General features: G+C 66.4%; 16 protein-coding genes. 9 read left to right on the top strand and 7 right to left on the bottom strand.

Features of this window, described 5'->3' with window-relative positions:
* Window positions 1–13: 13 nt before the first annotated feature.
* The 3 genes from ACVK00_RS05065 (at window position 14) to ACVK00_RS05055 (ending at window position 3,447) form a co-directional block, all read left to right on the top strand.
* Window positions 14–916 carry a DUF4123 domain-containing protein gene (locus ACVK00_RS05065; protein WP_354123218.1) on the top strand — a complete coding sequence of 301 codons (903 nt, stop codon included), beginning with the start codon at window positions 14–16 and terminating at the stop codon, window positions 914–916.
* An 83-nt stretch (window positions 917–999) separates the two neighbouring features.
* A complete protein-coding gene (locus ACVK00_RS05060; RefSeq protein ID WP_284888540.1) occupies window positions 1,000–1,686 on the top strand; it encodes a DUF3304 domain-containing protein in 687 nt (228 codons plus the stop codon).
* A gap of 36 nt (window positions 1,687–1,722) precedes the next feature.
* Window positions 1,723–3,447 (top strand): T6SS phospholipase effector Tle1-like catalytic domain-containing protein, encoded by a 1,725-nt coding sequence (locus ACVK00_RS05055; protein ID WP_228908736.1) that lies wholly within the window; start codon window positions 1,723–1,725, stop codon window positions 3,445–3,447.
* An 88-nt stretch (window positions 3,448–3,535) separates the two neighbouring features.
* On the opposite strand, the gene ACVK00_RS05050 is transcribed toward ACVK00_RS05055, so the two are convergent.
* Window positions 3,536–4,156: a LysE/ArgO family amino acid transporter gene (locus tag ACVK00_RS05050; RefSeq protein ID WP_011659942.1), complete on the bottom strand. Its 621-nt coding sequence runs from the start codon at window positions 4,154–4,156 to the stop codon at window positions 3,536–3,538.
* Between the two features lie 106 nt (window positions 4,157–4,262).
* On the opposite strand from ACVK00_RS05050, the gene ACVK00_RS05045 reads away from it, so the two are divergent.
* Window positions 4,263–5,156 (top strand): LysR family transcriptional regulator ArgP, encoded by an 894-nt coding sequence (locus ACVK00_RS05045; protein WP_228908737.1) that lies wholly within the window; start codon window positions 4,263–4,265, stop codon window positions 5,154–5,156.
* Window positions 5,157–5,296: 140 nt separating this feature from the next.
* Here ACVK00_RS05045 and fnr read toward each other — a convergent pair whose 3' ends face one another.
* The 3 genes from fnr to ACVK00_RS05030 form a co-directional block, all read right to left on the bottom strand.
* The gene (fnr, locus tag ACVK00_RS05040; RefSeq protein ID WP_284888541.1) at window positions 5,297–6,046 is read right to left on the bottom strand and encodes a fumarate/nitrate reduction transcriptional regulator Fnr; all 750 of its coding nucleotides are present in this window, start codon (window positions 6,044–6,046) and stop codon (window positions 5,297–5,299) included.
* Between the two features lie 157 nt (window positions 6,047–6,203).
* Entirely contained in the window at window positions 6,204–6,671 is a 468-nt protein-coding gene (locus ACVK00_RS05035; protein ID WP_228908739.1) for a universal stress protein, read from the bottom strand.
* 624 nt (window positions 6,672–7,295) lie between these two features.
* Window positions 7,296–7,706, bottom strand: coding sequence for a DUF3005 domain-containing protein (locus tag ACVK00_RS05030; RefSeq protein ID WP_284888542.1), 411 nt, complete (start codon window positions 7,704–7,706; stop codon window positions 7,296–7,298).
* A gap of 278 nt (window positions 7,707–7,984) precedes the next feature.
* Between ACVK00_RS05030 and ACVK00_RS05025 the strand changes: the two genes are divergently transcribed.
* Both ACVK00_RS05025 and epsC read left to right on the top strand, forming a co-directional pair.
* Window positions 7,985–8,218: a hypothetical protein gene (locus tag ACVK00_RS05025; RefSeq protein ID WP_011659947.1), complete on the top strand. Its 234-nt coding sequence runs from the start codon at window positions 7,985–7,987 to the stop codon at window positions 8,216–8,218.
* A gap of 138 nt (window positions 8,219–8,356) precedes the next feature.
* Entirely contained in the window at window positions 8,357–9,277 is a 921-nt protein-coding gene (gene epsC, locus ACVK00_RS05020; protein ID WP_284888543.1) for a serine O-acetyltransferase EpsC, read from the top strand.
* A gap of 32 nt (window positions 9,278–9,309) precedes the next feature.
* On the opposite strand, the gene ACVK00_RS05015 is transcribed toward epsC, so the two are convergent.
* From ACVK00_RS05015 to ACVK00_RS05005, 3 genes are all read right to left on the bottom strand, one after another.
* Window positions 9,310–10,113, bottom strand: coding sequence for an SDR family oxidoreductase (locus ACVK00_RS05015; RefSeq protein WP_166722100.1), 804 nt, complete (start codon window positions 10,111–10,113; stop codon window positions 9,310–9,312).
* Window positions 10,113–10,742, bottom strand: a complete 630-nt coding sequence (gene folE / locus ACVK00_RS05010) for a GTP cyclohydrolase I FolE (RefSeq protein WP_006749275.1) — start codon at window positions 10,740–10,742, stop codon at window positions 10,113–10,115. The genes ACVK00_RS05015 and folE overlap by 1 nt, the downstream gene beginning before the upstream one ends.
* Window positions 10,743–10,843: 101 nt before the next feature.
* Window positions 10,844–11,770, bottom strand: coding sequence for a LysR family transcriptional regulator (locus ACVK00_RS05005; protein ID WP_284888544.1), 927 nt, complete (start codon window positions 11,768–11,770; stop codon window positions 10,844–10,846).
* A gap of 116 nt (window positions 11,771–11,886) precedes the next feature.
* Here ACVK00_RS05005 and pobA point away from each other — a divergent pair, with 116 nt between their 5' ends.
* The 3 genes from pobA to ACVK00_RS04990 all read left to right on the top strand — a co-directional run bounded on the left by pobA (window position 11,887) and on the right by ACVK00_RS04990 (window position 14,656).
* Entirely contained in the window at window positions 11,887–13,119 is a 1,233-nt protein-coding gene (gene pobA / locus ACVK00_RS05000; RefSeq protein WP_175659896.1) for a 4-hydroxybenzoate 3-monooxygenase, read from the top strand.
* A gap of 144 nt (window positions 13,120–13,263) precedes the next feature.
* On the top strand, window positions 13,264–13,980 hold the full coding sequence (locus ACVK00_RS04995) for a 3-oxoacid CoA-transferase subunit A (RefSeq protein ID WP_228908743.1): 717 nt from the start codon (window positions 13,264–13,266) through the stop codon (window positions 13,978–13,980).
* A 19-nt stretch (window positions 13,981–13,999) separates the two neighbouring features.
* Window positions 14,000–14,656, top strand: coding sequence for a CoA transferase subunit B (locus tag ACVK00_RS04990; RefSeq protein WP_012365076.1), 657 nt, complete (start codon window positions 14,000–14,002; stop codon window positions 14,654–14,656).
* Window positions 14,657–14,703 lie beyond the last annotated feature (47 nt).

Here is a 14,703-nt window from a genome sequence, read left to right as displayed (position 1 = left end):
AGCAGGGTACCGAATGACGAATGACCCGATGGCCGCACAGGCGGCCGATGCGCTCCAGGCCGTGCTGTCGTCGCAGGACGGGCTGCGTGCCTACGTACTGGTCGACGGCGCGTTGCTGGATACGTTGCCGGACGACGAAAAGGCGCCGTGGCCGGCGTTTGTCGCGGCGTCGCTGCTCGACAACGCCGATGACGATGCGAGGCGCGTCGGGCCGTTGCTGTTCGAATGGCAGCCTGCCGATGACAGAGCCGATGCCGAGGGCGAGACCGATCCGCGCAGCATTCCGTGGCCGGCGGCAAGCGTGCTCGTGTCGCCGCTGACGCTCGCGCAGTTGGCTGCGCATCTCGCGCCGATGGTGGATGTCCAGCTCGAGCAGATGGAGAGCGCGATGCTGATGCGCTTTTTCGATCCGCGCGTGTTGCCGTTCTGGCTCGACATGCTGCCTGCGGCGCATCGCGCGTACCTGGCGCAGGGCGTGCGGCACTGGATTCATCGGGATACCGAACTGCAGATCCGGATGGCGGACATCGCCGCGCCCGCCCACGTCGCGCGTGCCGCCGAATTTCCGCTGCAGTTGTCTCAGGCGCAGGAAGACGGCCTGCTGGCTGCCTGCTATCCGTACACGATGATCGAGCGGCTGCGGGCCGAGAAGCCGGCGCTGCTGGCCTCGTTGCCGGCCGCGCGGCACTACGGTTTCGTGCGCGAGCAGCTCGAGCGATGCCAGGCGCATGGCGCCGAGAGCGCGGCGTCGCTGCTGATCTATTGCGAACTGGCGCTGCGGTACGGCGGGCGTTTCGACGAGCATCCGGAGATGGCCGCCGTGTTCGACGCGGTCGCGCAAGGGCAGGATTTTCCGCAGGCGCTGGCGCTTGTGCCGGCGGAAGGTTGGCAGCGGATGCAGGAAGCGGCGGAGTGACGGGCGCGCGCGATGAGTCGTCCCGACCGGACAAGCGTTCCGGATGTCACGGACGACCCGAAGAAATCGACTGGAAAAGAAGGATGTTCAATATGAACCGCTGCTGGATGACCTTGCTGTCTGTGATGGTTTTCTCCACGGCTGCATGCAGCAAGACCACGGGCGACACCGAAAAGAACAGCCTCGCGCCCGGCGAAGTGAACAAATGGAACGACCCGAACTACGACATCATTACCGCCGGGTCCTTCAACTATACGGATTACGACATCTACCGCGTCTATCTCCTGCCGCCCGACGGGAACAGCCTTGACGACGCGGCAAGCGCCGACGGTGCGCGCGCCACGCCGAGGAGTGCGAAGTACTGGTCCGGCGGCGGCGGATCGCGCGCCAGTCTCGCCTGGGATTTCCGCTGGAAGACACCGAAGACGTTCAAGGTGTGGTGGGAGCGTGTGGTCGACAAGCGCGCGATGGAAGCGTCGTCCGCGAATTACGACCTCTACACCCATCGTGAAACCCAGCCTGGGATGGCATGGTGCGAAGGCGAGATCACGGTCACGCGCCCGCCCGTCAAGGACAAGAGCGGCGGCATCGTGCTGCACTTCTTCCCCGACGGCCGAGTGGAAGGCGACATGGATTTCGACGCCGACGGTCCGGACCCGAAGGTGGCGCTTGCCAAGCGCGACGAGCAGCGCAAGCTGACCGGCCGCGCGTGCGTGAAGGAAATTTCCAATCCGTTTTATGGGCGAAAGAAGCCGGCCCAGTGGAATTGACGCTGGACGCATAGCCGGAACAGGAGCGTAACTGCCATGAGCAATCCCCCCCTCATTCGACGCATCACCGATATCACGCCGGTCGAGGACGCCATCCGGAACGGGTATCGCGAGGCGCTCGATCCGCTGCGTGTCGAGCAATGCAAGGAGTGCCCGAAACCCGTGTGGTTCACGGCGTTCTTCGATGGCACGGGCAACAATTTCGGCGTGGACGGCAACGGTTCGACGGACGTCGCGAAGACCAAGTACAGCAATATCGCCAAGCTCGCGATGTTTGCCCACGTCCCGTTCAACAAGGCCAATCCGCGCACGATGGGCCGGTATGTCGAGGGTGTCGGCACGCCGTGCAGCAAGGTCGGCGATTCGGGGGACGGTCTCGACGGCGCGCTGGGCATGGCGTCCGCGAGAAAGGGGGAGGCACGCATTCGCTGGATGCTCGGCGAACTCGACAAGCACGTCGCGAGCCACATGCCGGCCGTGAGCCAGATCAACGTGGCCGCGTTCGGCTTCTCGCGCGGTGCCACGGAGGCGCGGGCGTTCGTTCGCATGCTGACCGAGCGACTGGCCGAGAACATCGGCGGCAGGCTCTGGTGGAACAGGAAGAACATGAAGGGGATGCGTCCCGAAGTGGTCGTCTACTTCCTGGGCATCCTGGACACGGTGGCGTCGACGGGCTTCGGCGGCAGTCGCCTGGAGAAGGCGGCGCCCTACATCGTCGGCGGGGTCCTCGGGCCGGTCGCCGGCGGCCTGCTCAGCAGCATCGACAAGGGCGGCCACGCGGAGTGGGCGAACGACATCCGCATTCCGGACTACGTACGGCAATGCGTTCACTATGTTGCTTCGCATGAAGTCCGCGAGAAATTCCCCAGCGACTCGGTGCGGGAGGACCAGAAGCTTCCGTCGAACTGCCGCGAGGTGTACTACCCGGGCATGCACTCGGACGTGGGCGGCGGGTACGAGCGCAACTACCAGGAAGGGCGAACCAACGAACTGGCCAACATCCCGCTGAACAATCTCTACATCGAGGCCTGGAAGGCCGGTGTGCCGTTGCGCCCGCCGAAGGAGGTGATGGACGATGCCGGCGGGCTGTTCGCGATTTCCAGGGAACTGGAGACGGCCTGGAACGTGTACATGGGCCAGGGCAACGAACGACGCGCGGGCGTGGCGCCGAACAGCGACAGGCTCGAGCCGCAGGTCATCTGGCACATGAACCGCTATTACCATTGGCGTGCCAGCCGCAGCCGGCGCCTGCACGACGGCCGGCTGAAGCCGCCGGGCGGCGTGAATTCCTACATGGCCATTACCGACAGCGAATGGAACGACGATGCCGAAAGCATCCGCGAGGACAGCGGGGGCTACGTGACGAGCTACGTGTCGGAGCAGCACAAGGCTATCGATGCGGCCACGCGGGTCAAGGGCAACTGGCTGGGCGGTATCGACGCGGATGCGCGCGCGACGTTCGATCGTTTCTTCGATCACTACGTGCACGACTCGATTGCCGGTTTCAAGAAGCAGATGGAAGACGGTCACGTCGGCTTTGCCGAATCGAGCCGCTGGTCGGTCAACCGCCAGTACTTCATGGGCAAGCGCGGCAAGAAGTTCCTGTACTGGCGCTATGAAGGCGACAAGGCCGAGCATGCCGCCACGCAACTGGCCAAGGCCGATCCGGCCAAGCAGCGGGACCCGATGGCGGTCAACGAGCCTCAGCTTGCCGACAACCAGCCCGCGACGACCGGCGGCGATGCGACGTCGACCGCCTGACGCCTGACGCCGTACGCGGCACCGCTCGCGACAGCGAGCGGAAAACCTGACGTCGCGGCAGACCGGATCTGCCGCGACGCTCCCTTCCTCACCGCAACTGCACGGCTGCGAGAAACAGCACCATGCTGCCGATCGCGCCATCCAGCACGCGCCACGCAACGGCCTTGCGGAACCACGGCGCGAGCAGTCGCGCCCCGTATCCCAGCCCGAGGAACCACACGACGCTGACCGCCATCGCGCCGATCGCGAACGCGAGGCGCGCGCCTTCCGGCTCGCGCGCACCGGCCGTGCCGATCAGCAGGAACGTATCGAGATACACGTGCGGGTTGAGCCACGTGAACGCGAGCGTCATCAGCACGATCGCGACCGTGCTCTGCGGCGGCGGCGCGACGGCGTCGCCGCGGACGTCGAGCGTTTCGTGTCCCGGCTTGAATGCCCGGCGCAGCGCGTTGAAGCCGAACCATGCGAGATACGCGAGGCCGACGTACAGCACCACATGGACGAAGGTCGGATAGCGTTCGACCAGCACCGACGCGCCGCCGACGCCCGCGCCGATCAGGATCATGTCGGACAGCGCGCACAGCAGCACGATCTTGCCGACATGCGAGCGCATGATGCCTTGCCGGAGCACGAATGCGTTCTGCGCGCCGATGGTGACGATGAGCGAGCCGCACAGGGCCGCGCCGTGGGAAAAAGCGATCCAGTTCATGATGGGGAAAGGTGAAGCGGTAGACGGGGGAATCGGTTGGCGCTAGTCTGCGGTTAGCCGGAACATAAGAGAAGCTAATTCACCTAATGCTGATTAAGGAAATCTAATGCTCGACTATGCGTTGCTCGACGCCCTTGCGGCGGTGATCCGGCACGGTTCGTTCGAACGGGCGGCCAAGGAGCTGAACGTCACGCCGTCGGCGGTATCGCAGCGCGTGAAGCTGCTGGAGGAGCGCGTCGGCAGCGTGCTCGTCAAGCGCGGGCAGCCGTGCGTCGCGACGACGTCCGGCGCACTGCTGTGCCGGCATACGGAGCGCGTGCAGTTGCTCGAGGCCGAACTGGGCGGCCGGATGCCCGCGTTGCCGGGCCAGATCGCGAGCGCGTGGCCGACGTTGCGCGTGGCCGTCAACGACGACAGCGTCGCGACCTGGTTCATCGACGCGGTCGGGCCGTTCTGTACCGAGCGCGAGACCTTGCTCGATCTCGTGATCGACGACCAGGACTACACGGCCGCGCGCATTCGCGACGGCAGCGTGCAGGGCGCGGTGACCGCGCAGGCCGAGCCGATCCAGGGATGCCGGTCGACGCGGCTCGGGCGCATTCGCTATCGCGCGGTGTGTTCGCCGGCGTTTTACGACCGCTATTTCGGCGCGGGCATCACGCGCGATGCGCTGCGCCGCGCGCCATGCGTGATGTTCAATCCGAAAGATGGCCTGCAGGCACGCTTCATCCGGCGCGTGACGCGTGCGGATCTCGATCCGCCGCAACACTGGATCCCGCACGTCGCGGGCTACCTGCGCGCATGCGAAACGGGGCTGGGATGGGGAATGTGCCCGGACCGGATGGTCGATCGCCAACTGCAGGCGGGCGAACTGGTCGACATGTCGCGCGGGCGGACCGTCGATATCGAGCTGTACTGGCAGAGCTGGCGCCTGTCGATCGGCTGGCTCGACGACTTCAGCGCGGCGCTCAAGACGCGTGCCGCGCTGTTTCTCGACTGATCGAAGCGGGAGGGGTGGGAGAAGCGGGAGGGGCGGGAGAAGCGGGAGAAGCGGGAGAAGCGGGAGAAGCGGGAGAAGCGGGAGAAGCGGGAGAAGCGGGAGAAGCGGGCGGCGGCGCGCAGGTCGCGCGCCGCGCGGGGTCAGACTTGATGGAGGCCGTCGAAATCGACGATCTGCACGAGGCGGCCCTGCATTTCGATCAGGCCGCGCTTCTGGAACTTCGACAGCGTGCGGCTGACCGTTTCGAGGGTCATGCCGAGATAGCTGCCGATGTCTTCGCGCGTCATCCGCAGGTTGAATTCCGACGGCGAATAGCCGCGCTTCAGGTAGCGTGACGACACGTCGAGCAGGAACGCGGCGACGCGCTCTTCTGCGTTCAGCGAACCGAGCAGCATGGTTTGCGACGTTTCGCGCACGATCTGCTCGCTCATCAGCTTGTGCATGCGCAGTTGCATCGTGCCGGCCTCCGAGCAGAGCGACTTGAGCGCGCTGTACGGAATCACGCAGACCGAGCTGTCTTCCAGCGCGACCGCGGTGCGCGGGTGGGTATCGTCGCAGATGCCGTCGAGGCCGAGCGCTTCGCCCGCGAGGTGCAGGCCGGTGACCTGTTCACGGCCGTCGTGGCGCGTGGCGACGGTTTTCAGCGAACCCGAGCGCACGGCGTACAGGTTGTCGAACGTGTCGCCTTCGCGGAACAGCGCTTCGCCGCGCTTGACCGGGCGCGCCGCGCAGATGACCGATTCGAGGCGGCTGAGCGCTTCGGGTGCGAGGCCCTGCGGCATGCACAGGTGTCGCATGGCGCACGACGAGCAGTGCGGGGCCTGGCGGGGAGCCGCCCGGCTGCCTGCATGAAACGGGGCCGCGGGGCGTGTGGCGACGGGCGTCAGCATGATCGTTTACTCCGGCGTTGAATCGACGAAATCATTGTCCCACCGCAACTTGCCGCTGTCGGGTGACAAAACGTCGCGACCGCGCGCGCATGCCGCAGGCATCGCAACGGCATGCAGGCACGCATGCCGTTGCACGTGCGCGCTGCGCCGCCAACGCTCAGCCATCCTGATCGTCGGTATGCGCGGCGGCCGGGATCAGCAGCACGGGCAGCGTCGCATGCCGCACGCACTGTTCGGCGATGCTGCCGAGCACGAGGCGACGGAACCCGCGGCGGCCATGCGTGCCGAGCACGAGGAGATCGGCGCCGAACGCTTTCGCACCATCGAGGATCAGCGTCGACACGTCGTTGATCGACGACGCCTCGCTCATCACCGTCGCGCCCTTCACGCCTGCCGCCTGCATCAGCTTCGTGAAATCCGCCGCGAGCGTGTTGCCTTGCGCGACGAGCTGGTCGCGCAGCACGGACGGGTCATAGCCTGGCACGTTGTAGTAGATCGCGGCGTTCTCGACGACGTAGAACGGTTGCAGTTCGGCACCGTGCTCCTTCGCGAGCACGAGGGCGGCATCGAACGCGTGGCGGGACGTGTCGCTGCCGTCGATGGCAACCAGAATGCGCTTGTACATAGTGTCTCCGAGTGGCGGGTTGGACGAAAGTCGGCCGAACGGCCGAGCGGGTCGTGCGTTGCTGCGAGGCAGAGTAAACCAACGGCAGGGACTCTGCAGCGACGTGCCGGCCGTCGCGATCGCGGCGCTTCGGCCGTCGCGGCGGCGCGCAGCGATCGCGGGCCATGCACGCGCTGCATGCTGTGTTTCGCGATAGGCGCGACGGTTCGCGACGGTTGGCCGCGCGCAATGACAGCGCGCGAGCGTCGCGTGGATGTCGGCTCGTCACCGGTCGCGGTTGCACGGGCAGCGTGCGACGGCGCGGCGTGCGAGCGCGTCCGACCCGCACACCGGCGTCGTCGACGCATGCCGACGATCACCTGACAAACCGCTACCCTCGCCCTCCATTGGACCGCATCCGCAGCCGCGACGGCGTGACTTCGATCAACGCCCGTGCATCGGCGTCGCTCGGGATTCGACGCCCGACGTCGCGAAACCGAGAATGCCGAATCCGGCGCTGATATCGATACCAGCGCCGATCCGAAAGATCGCGCCGTCGACACACCGACCGGACGACCGGCACGCATCGGCCGCCGGCCCCGCTTCGACCCCGCACTCGAACGACCGATTCAAACGCCGCGCGCGCTACTCCGGCACCGTCGTGATTTCGATCACCCGTTCCGGCCGGCGTCCGTGGCCGGGCCAATACGCGCTGCCGTACATCCGATGAATCGGGCCGTACGGCTCGTCGACTGGGTGCGACGGCGCGTCGAACCCCTTCTCGATCACCATGTAGCCGGCACGCAGCGCGAACGCAGGATGATTGCCGCCGGGCCGGCTGTCGAAGCCGGCGAACCCGTCAGCGGCCTCCGGCATCGCGTTGACGAGCGATGCGTTGCTGCGCGTGATCTGGTCGGGCGAGAACGCGAGGCCGCTCGCGAGTCGGGCGGCCTCGCGATTCTTGCCGTCGGTGTCGACGGTGCTGTCGTGCGTGTCATCGTTGTCGAGTTCGATGCTGCGCGGGTGCACGGCGTGCCCTTGAGCTGACGTTTCCATCGCGGCTCTCCTGGCGGCGAAGCGCTCCGGATCGAAGCAAGTCCCGTTCCGGGCAAGACGGGAAAACGGCGCGCGGGCGATCGCCGCGATCGCCAGGCGCGCGCTGATTTGTCATGATTTATTTCAGCTAGAACCGCCGTTTTCTACAGAGTATGATTCTTTTCCTGCGAAGCGGCGACAGGGGATGCGGTCTCGCCGCCTCTGCCCGCACGGGGACGTCGCAGCACCCTAGAGACGGGTAGTGAACAACAAAGCAAGGGACTAGAGGTGGTGGATTCATGCAAGCGACTACTGCTTTCACGCACCGCGGTTATCTGTTGAATTGCGCGCCCGCGCGCGCCAGTGACGGGTCGTTCAAGCCCTACGTCGTGATCTCCCGATCGAGCGACGGGGAGCTCGTCGCCAACCGTTTTTTCCCGACCGAGCTCCAGTTCAACGACGAAGGCGACGCAATCGCGCACGCGCGCGACTGGGCCGTGCGCTGGATCGACGCGAGCAGCATCACGATCTGACGCCGTCGCGCGGCGCCGACGTTGGCCGTCCGGCCGATCCCCCCGGCGTGCCGCTGCCGGACAAAAACGCGGTAATCTTGCGGAACCCGTCACTTTATTAGCGGCCGTGCGATCGAGCGCGGCTGCCTGCATTGGCATATGTCGACATCACCCGTCCGTCAGTGGGGCCTCGAGGAAATCGTCGCCGGCTTGCGCGAGTCGCGCGAGGAACTCCATCGCACACGTCATCCGCGCGGCATCCGCGAGTTGCCGTCGCGCGACGCGATCTGCAAGATTGTCACCGGCCTGCGCGCGTCGATGTTTCCGACGCACTACGGCGCGCCGGATCTGACCGACGAAAGCGTCGACTACTACGTCGGCCACACGCTCGAAAGCACGCTGCGGATTCTGTCCGAGCAGGTTCGCCGCGCGCTGCCGTTCCTGCCCGAGCATGTGGACACGCCGTTCGCCGAGCTCGACGAACGCGCGTTCGAGATCGCGCGCGAGTTCGGCCGGCAGTTGCCGTCGATTCGCGCGCTGCTGGTCAGCGACATCCAGGCCGCGTATGCGGGCGATCCGGCCGCGCAGCACATCACCGAGATCCTGCTGTGCTATCCCGGCGTGCTCGCGATGATGCACCATCGGCTCGCGCATGCGTTGCACCAACTCGGTGTGCCGCTGCTCGCACGATTCATCAATGAAATCGCGCACTCGGCCACCGGCATCGACATTCACCCGGGCGCGCAGATCGGCCCGAGCTTCTTCATCGACCACGGCACCGGTGTCGTGATCGGCGAAACCGCGATCATCGGCGAGCGCGTGCGCGTGTATCAGGCCGTCACGCTCGGCGCGAAGAGCTTCCCGGCCGATGGCGAAGGCACGCTGGTGAAGGGCAATGCGCGCCATCCGATCGTCGAGGACGACGTGGTGATCTACGCGGGCGCGACGATTCTCGGCCGCGTGACGATCGGGCGCGGCTCGGTGATCGGCGGCAATGTGTGGCTCACGCACAGCGTGCCGCCCGGCACGAGCGTCGCACAGGGCAAGGTTCGCGAAGGCGGCAGCGCCGAGAAGCCGTAACGCGGCGCGCGAACGGCGCCGCTCATCCGGGGTCAGTGCTTGCCGGCAGGCGAGCGATGCTTGTACAGCACGTCCTGGTCGACGCGAATCAGGTTCTGCCCCGCGTCGACGACGAAATCCACGCCGTTGTAGGCGCTGCCCGTCAGCAGCAGGATCGCGCTCGCGACGTCGTCGGGGCCGGCGATGCGCGCGAGCGGCGTCGACGCGCGGCTCGCGTGTTCGAAGTCGGCTTGCGTCTGGTCGTCGCTCGGCAGCATCAGCCCGGGGAACACCGCATTCACGCGCAGCACCGGCGACGACGACAGCGCGAGCATCTGCGTGAGGTTGCCGAGCGCGGCCTTCGCGACCGTGTAGCTGAAATGGTCGCGGTGGAAGTTTTCCTTGATCTTCTGGTCGACCACGTTTACGACGACGCCCTGCGTGCCGGCCGCGCGGGCCCGTTCGTAGAACGCGCGCGTGAGCAGGATCGGTGCGCGGCAGTTGACGGCCCACGCCTGGTCGAACGCTGCGAGGTCGAAGCTCGGAAAATGATCCTGCCAGAACACCGACGCATTGTTGACCAGCACGTCGAGGCGGCCGAAGCGCGCATACACCTGGTCGATCAACGCGGTGATCTGCGCGGCATCCGACAGGTCGGCCTGCAGCGCGACGGAGTCGTGCCCGCGTTCGGCGATCGTGCGGGCCGCCGCATGCGCGGCATCGGCTGAGCGGTCGTAGTGGACCGCGGTGCGATAGCCGTGCGCGGCGAAATACTCGGCGAACGCGCGCCCGGCCCGGCGCGCGGCGCCGGTCACGAGTACGACCGGCGCATTCGCCGCTTGCTTCGTGGACTGCATTACGTATTCGTCAGGTTGACTGAAGAAGGATTCGCGACGATCGACAGGAATTCGCGCCGCGTCGATGGGTCGGTGCGGAACGTGCCGAGCATGCGCGACGTGACCATCTCGACCCCCGGCTTGTGGATGCCGCGCGTCGAGATGCACTGGTGCGCGGCTTCGAGGATCACGCCGACACCTTTCGGCTGCAGCACGTCGAACAGCGTGTCGGCGATCTGCACGGTCATTTTTTCCTGGATCTGCAGGCGCTTCGCGAACGCGTCGACCAGACGCGCGAGCTTCGAGATGCCGACGACGCGATGATTCGGCAGATACGCGACGTGCGCGCGGCCGATGATCGGCACCATGTGGTGTTCGCAGTAGCTCTCGAAGCGGATGTCCTTCAGCACGATCATCTCGTCGTAGCCGTCGACTTCGCTGAACGTGCGCGCGAGGATCTCGCGCGGCTCCAGCGCATAGCCGGCGAAGAACTCCTCGTACGCGCGCACGACGCGTGCGGGCGTGTCGAGCAGGCCTTCGCGGGCGGGATCGTCGCCGGCCCAGCGCAGCAGCACGCGAACGGCTTCCTCGGCTTCTTTCCGGCTCGGGCGGGATGCGGCCGGCTCGGGTCGCACGGTTTTTTTACCCATCTAGTCGCTCCATCGAATGCGGCCGCCTGCGGCGGCGCGAATATCCGGTCATTGTTTCATGCTTTCGCGGCGCGTGTGTGCGGGCCGCCGCTCGCCTGGCTTCACTTCGGCCACTCGTCCTGCTCGTCGTTGAATAGCGACGCGACCACTCCGCGCAGCCACGCGGTACGCGGATCGTTGTGGAACTTGCGATGCCAGTGCTGCTTCAGGTCGAAGCGCGGCAGCGGCAGCGGCGGCTCGACCGGCACGATGAACGCGTGCTCGGCCGCGTACGCATAGCCGATCGCGTGCGGCACCGTCGCGATCAGGTCGGTGCGGCTCAGGATGAACGGCAGGCTCATGAAGTGCGGCGTCTCGAGCACCGCGCGCCGGTGCATGCGCTGCTTTGCGAGGTATTTCTCGAGCACTTCCTGGCTGCGTCCTTCGGCGCGCACGACCGCGTGCCCGCAACCGAGAAACTGCTCGACCGTGAACGGCGGCGCCTGTTCGAACGGATGGCCGCGTCGCATCAGGCAGACGAACCGGTGCGTGAACAGCCGCTGCTGGAAGAAGTTGTTGCCGTCGAGATCGGGGAAGTAGCCGACCGCCAGATCGATCGAGCCGGCTTCGAGGCCGCGGCCGACTTCGTCGTGCGCGGGCGAGACCGAGCGCAGGTTCGCATGCGGCGCGCGCGTCGCGAACGCCTGCAGCAGCTTCGGCAGGAACACGATCTCGCCGACGTCCGACAGCGCGATCGAGAACGTATGCGTGCTCGCCGCCGGATCGAAGTCGTGCGGCGCGACGAGGCCGCGCTCGATCTGCGCGAGCGCGTCACGCGCGGCCGGCAGCAGCGTGAGCGCGCGCGGCGTCGGCTCCATCCCGCGCGACGTGCGCACGAACAGCGGATCGCCGAAATACGCGCGCAGGCGGCCGAGCGCCGTGCTCACGCGCGGCTGGCTCACGCCGAGCAGGTCGCCGGCGCGGCTGACGTTGCGCGTGTCATCGAGCGCGACGAGGTAGGGAATGAGGTTCAGATCGAGCGTGTCCATCGTCAGGCGAGTATCTAGAAAGCGTATACAACATATCTCCTGAATCGCATTGCTGCATAGTCGGGAAAGCGCTCAAATGTGTTCGACGATTCGAATTACTGTTCAGGAGACGAACAATGCGCACCCAGGTCGCCATCATCGGCGCCGGCCCGTCCGGCCTTTTGCTTTCCCATCTGCTGCGCCTGCAAGGCGTCGATGCCATCCTCGTCGAAGCGCGTTCGCGCGAATATTGCGAGAACCGCATTCGGGCCGGCGTGCTGGAACAGGGCACCGTCGACACGCTGAACGAAGCCGGCCTCGGCGAGCGGATGCGCCGCGAAGGGCTCGAACATCACGGCATCGAGCTGCTGTTCTCCGGCCAGCGCCATCGCATCGATTTGAGCGCGCTTACCGGCGGGCGCGCGATCACCGTGTACAGCCAGCACGAAGTCGTGCGCGACCTGATCGCGGCCGGCGACGCGCATGGTCACGCGATGCACTTCGAAGTCACCGACGTCGCGCTGCACGATGTCGAGAGCGAGCATCCGTTCGTCACGTTCAAGCACGCGGACGGCCGCGCGGACCGCATCGACTGCGACTACATCGCCGGCTGCGACGGCTTCCACGGCATCGCGCGCCAGACGATTCCCGCCGAGCGGCTGAACACGTTCGAGCGCGTGTATCCGTTCGCATGGCTCGGCATCCTCGCCGACGCGGCGCCGTCGCTCGACGAACTCGTCTACGCGCATCACGAGAACGGCTTCGCGCTGTTCTCGATGCGCTCGCCGACGGTCACGCGCCTCTACCTGCAGTGCAAGCCCGACGAAAACCTCGCCGAATGGTCCGATGCGCGGATCTGGGACGAACTGCACACGCGCTTCTCGAACGACACCGGCTGGACGCCGACCGAGGGCCGGATTACGCAGAAGAGCGTGACGCCGATGCGCAGCTTCGTCTCGGAGACGATGCAGCACGGCCGCCTGTTCCTCGCCGGCGATGCCGCGCACATCGTGCCGCCGACCGGCGCGAAGGGGATGAACCTCGCGGTGGCCGACGTCCGCGCGCTGTCCCGTGCGCTCGGCGCCCGCTACCGCGACGGCGACGCGACGCCGCTCGAGCGCTATTCGGCGACCTGTCTCGAACGCGTGTGGCGCGCCGAGCATTTCTCGTACTTCATGACGAACATGCTGCATGCGTCGCCGGACGACTCGCCGTTCGTCAATCGCCTGAAGTTTGCCGAACTGAAATACGTGACGCGCTCGCGGGCCGCCGCGCAGTCGCTGGCCGAAAACTACGTCGGCCTGCCGTTCGACGACCAGCCGACCCCCGAGGGATCCCGCCTTGACAACGCGCTGTGCGCGACTCTATGATCGGCCATCGTTCGCTAATCGAATCTAGGTTCGAATAGCGAACAAATACCGAAGGTCGACAACGGCCTCCGGCGCGGCACGCGACACGCGCGTGTCCCCTCGACAGGCCGCGCATCGTGCCGCGGGTTCGTATCAGGAAGAGACATGGTCAACAAGATTTTCGAATCGCTTCAATCGGCGGTCGCGGACGTCCACGACGGCGCGACCATCATGATCGGCGGCTTCGGCACGGCAGGCATGCCGTCCGAGCTGATCGACGCGCTGATCGAGCAGGGCGCGCGCGGCCTGACGATCGTCAACAACAACGCGGGCAATGGCGAGACGGGCCTCGCGGCGCTGCTCAAGGCGAAGCGGGTGCGCAAGATCATCTGCTCGTTCCCGCGCCAGAGCGACTCGCAGGTGTTCGACGCGTTGTACCGCGCGGGCGAGCTCGAGCTCGAGCTCGTGCCGCAGGGCAACCTCGCGGAGCGGATCCGCGCGGCGGGTGCCGGCATCGGCGGCTTCTTCACGCCGACGGGCTTCGGCACGAAGCTCGCGGAAGGCAAGGAAACGCGCGTGATCGACGGCAAGTCGTATGTGTTCGAGACGCCGATCCACGCCGATTTCGCGCTGGTGAAGGCGTACAAGGGCGATCGCTGGGGCAATCTCGTGTATCGCAAGACCGCGCGCAACTTCGGGCCGATCATGGCGAGCGCCGCGAAGGTCGCGATCGTGCAGGTGTCGGAAGTCGTGCCGCTCGGCGGGCTGAACCCGGAACACATCGTGACGCCGGGCATTTTCGTGCAGCGTGTCGTCGAAGTGCCGCAGGCCGCGCATGCGGCCGAGCTGGCTGCCGAACGTGCCGCATCCCAAGCCGCCTGACTGCCCCGAGGAATTCGAAATGAAACGACTGACCCGCGATGAAATGGCCAAGCGCGTCGCCCAGGACATCCCCGAAGGCGCTTACGTGAACCTCGGCATCGGCGTGCCGACGCTGGTGGCGAACCACCTCGATCCGAGCAAGGAGATCTTCCTGCACAGCGAGAACGGCCTGCTCGGCATGGGCCCGGCGCCCGCGCCCGGCGAGGAAGACGACGAGCTGATCAACGCCGGCAAGCAGCACGTGACGCTGCTCACCGGCGGCGCCTATTTCCACCACTCGGATTCGTTCGCGATGATGCGCGGCGGCCATCTCGACTACTGCGTGCTCGGCGCGTTCCAGGTGTCGGCGAACGGCGACCTCGCGAACTGGCATACCGGCGCGCCCGATGCGATTCCGGCCGTCGGCGGCGCGATGGACCTCGCGATCGGCGCGAAGCAGGTGTTCGTGATGATGGAACATCTGACGAAACAGGGCGAGAGCAAGATCGTCGCGCAATGCTCGTATCCGGTCACCGGCGTGCAGTGCGTGAGCCGCATCTATACCGATCTCGCCGTGCTCGACGTGACGGCCGACGGCCTCGCGGTGAGCGAGATCTTCACCGACCTGTCGTTCGACGAACTGCAGAAGCTGACCGGCGTGCCGCTGATCGACGCGACGCGCAAGGCCGCGGCCTGAACGGCAAGCGTGCCGGCGCGCGCGATCCCGCGCACGTCGGCACGCTT

The sequence above is a fragment of the Burkholderia sp. PvR073 genome (assembly GCF_054055695.1).
This window is presented reverse-complemented; position numbering and strand designations above follow the sequence as displayed.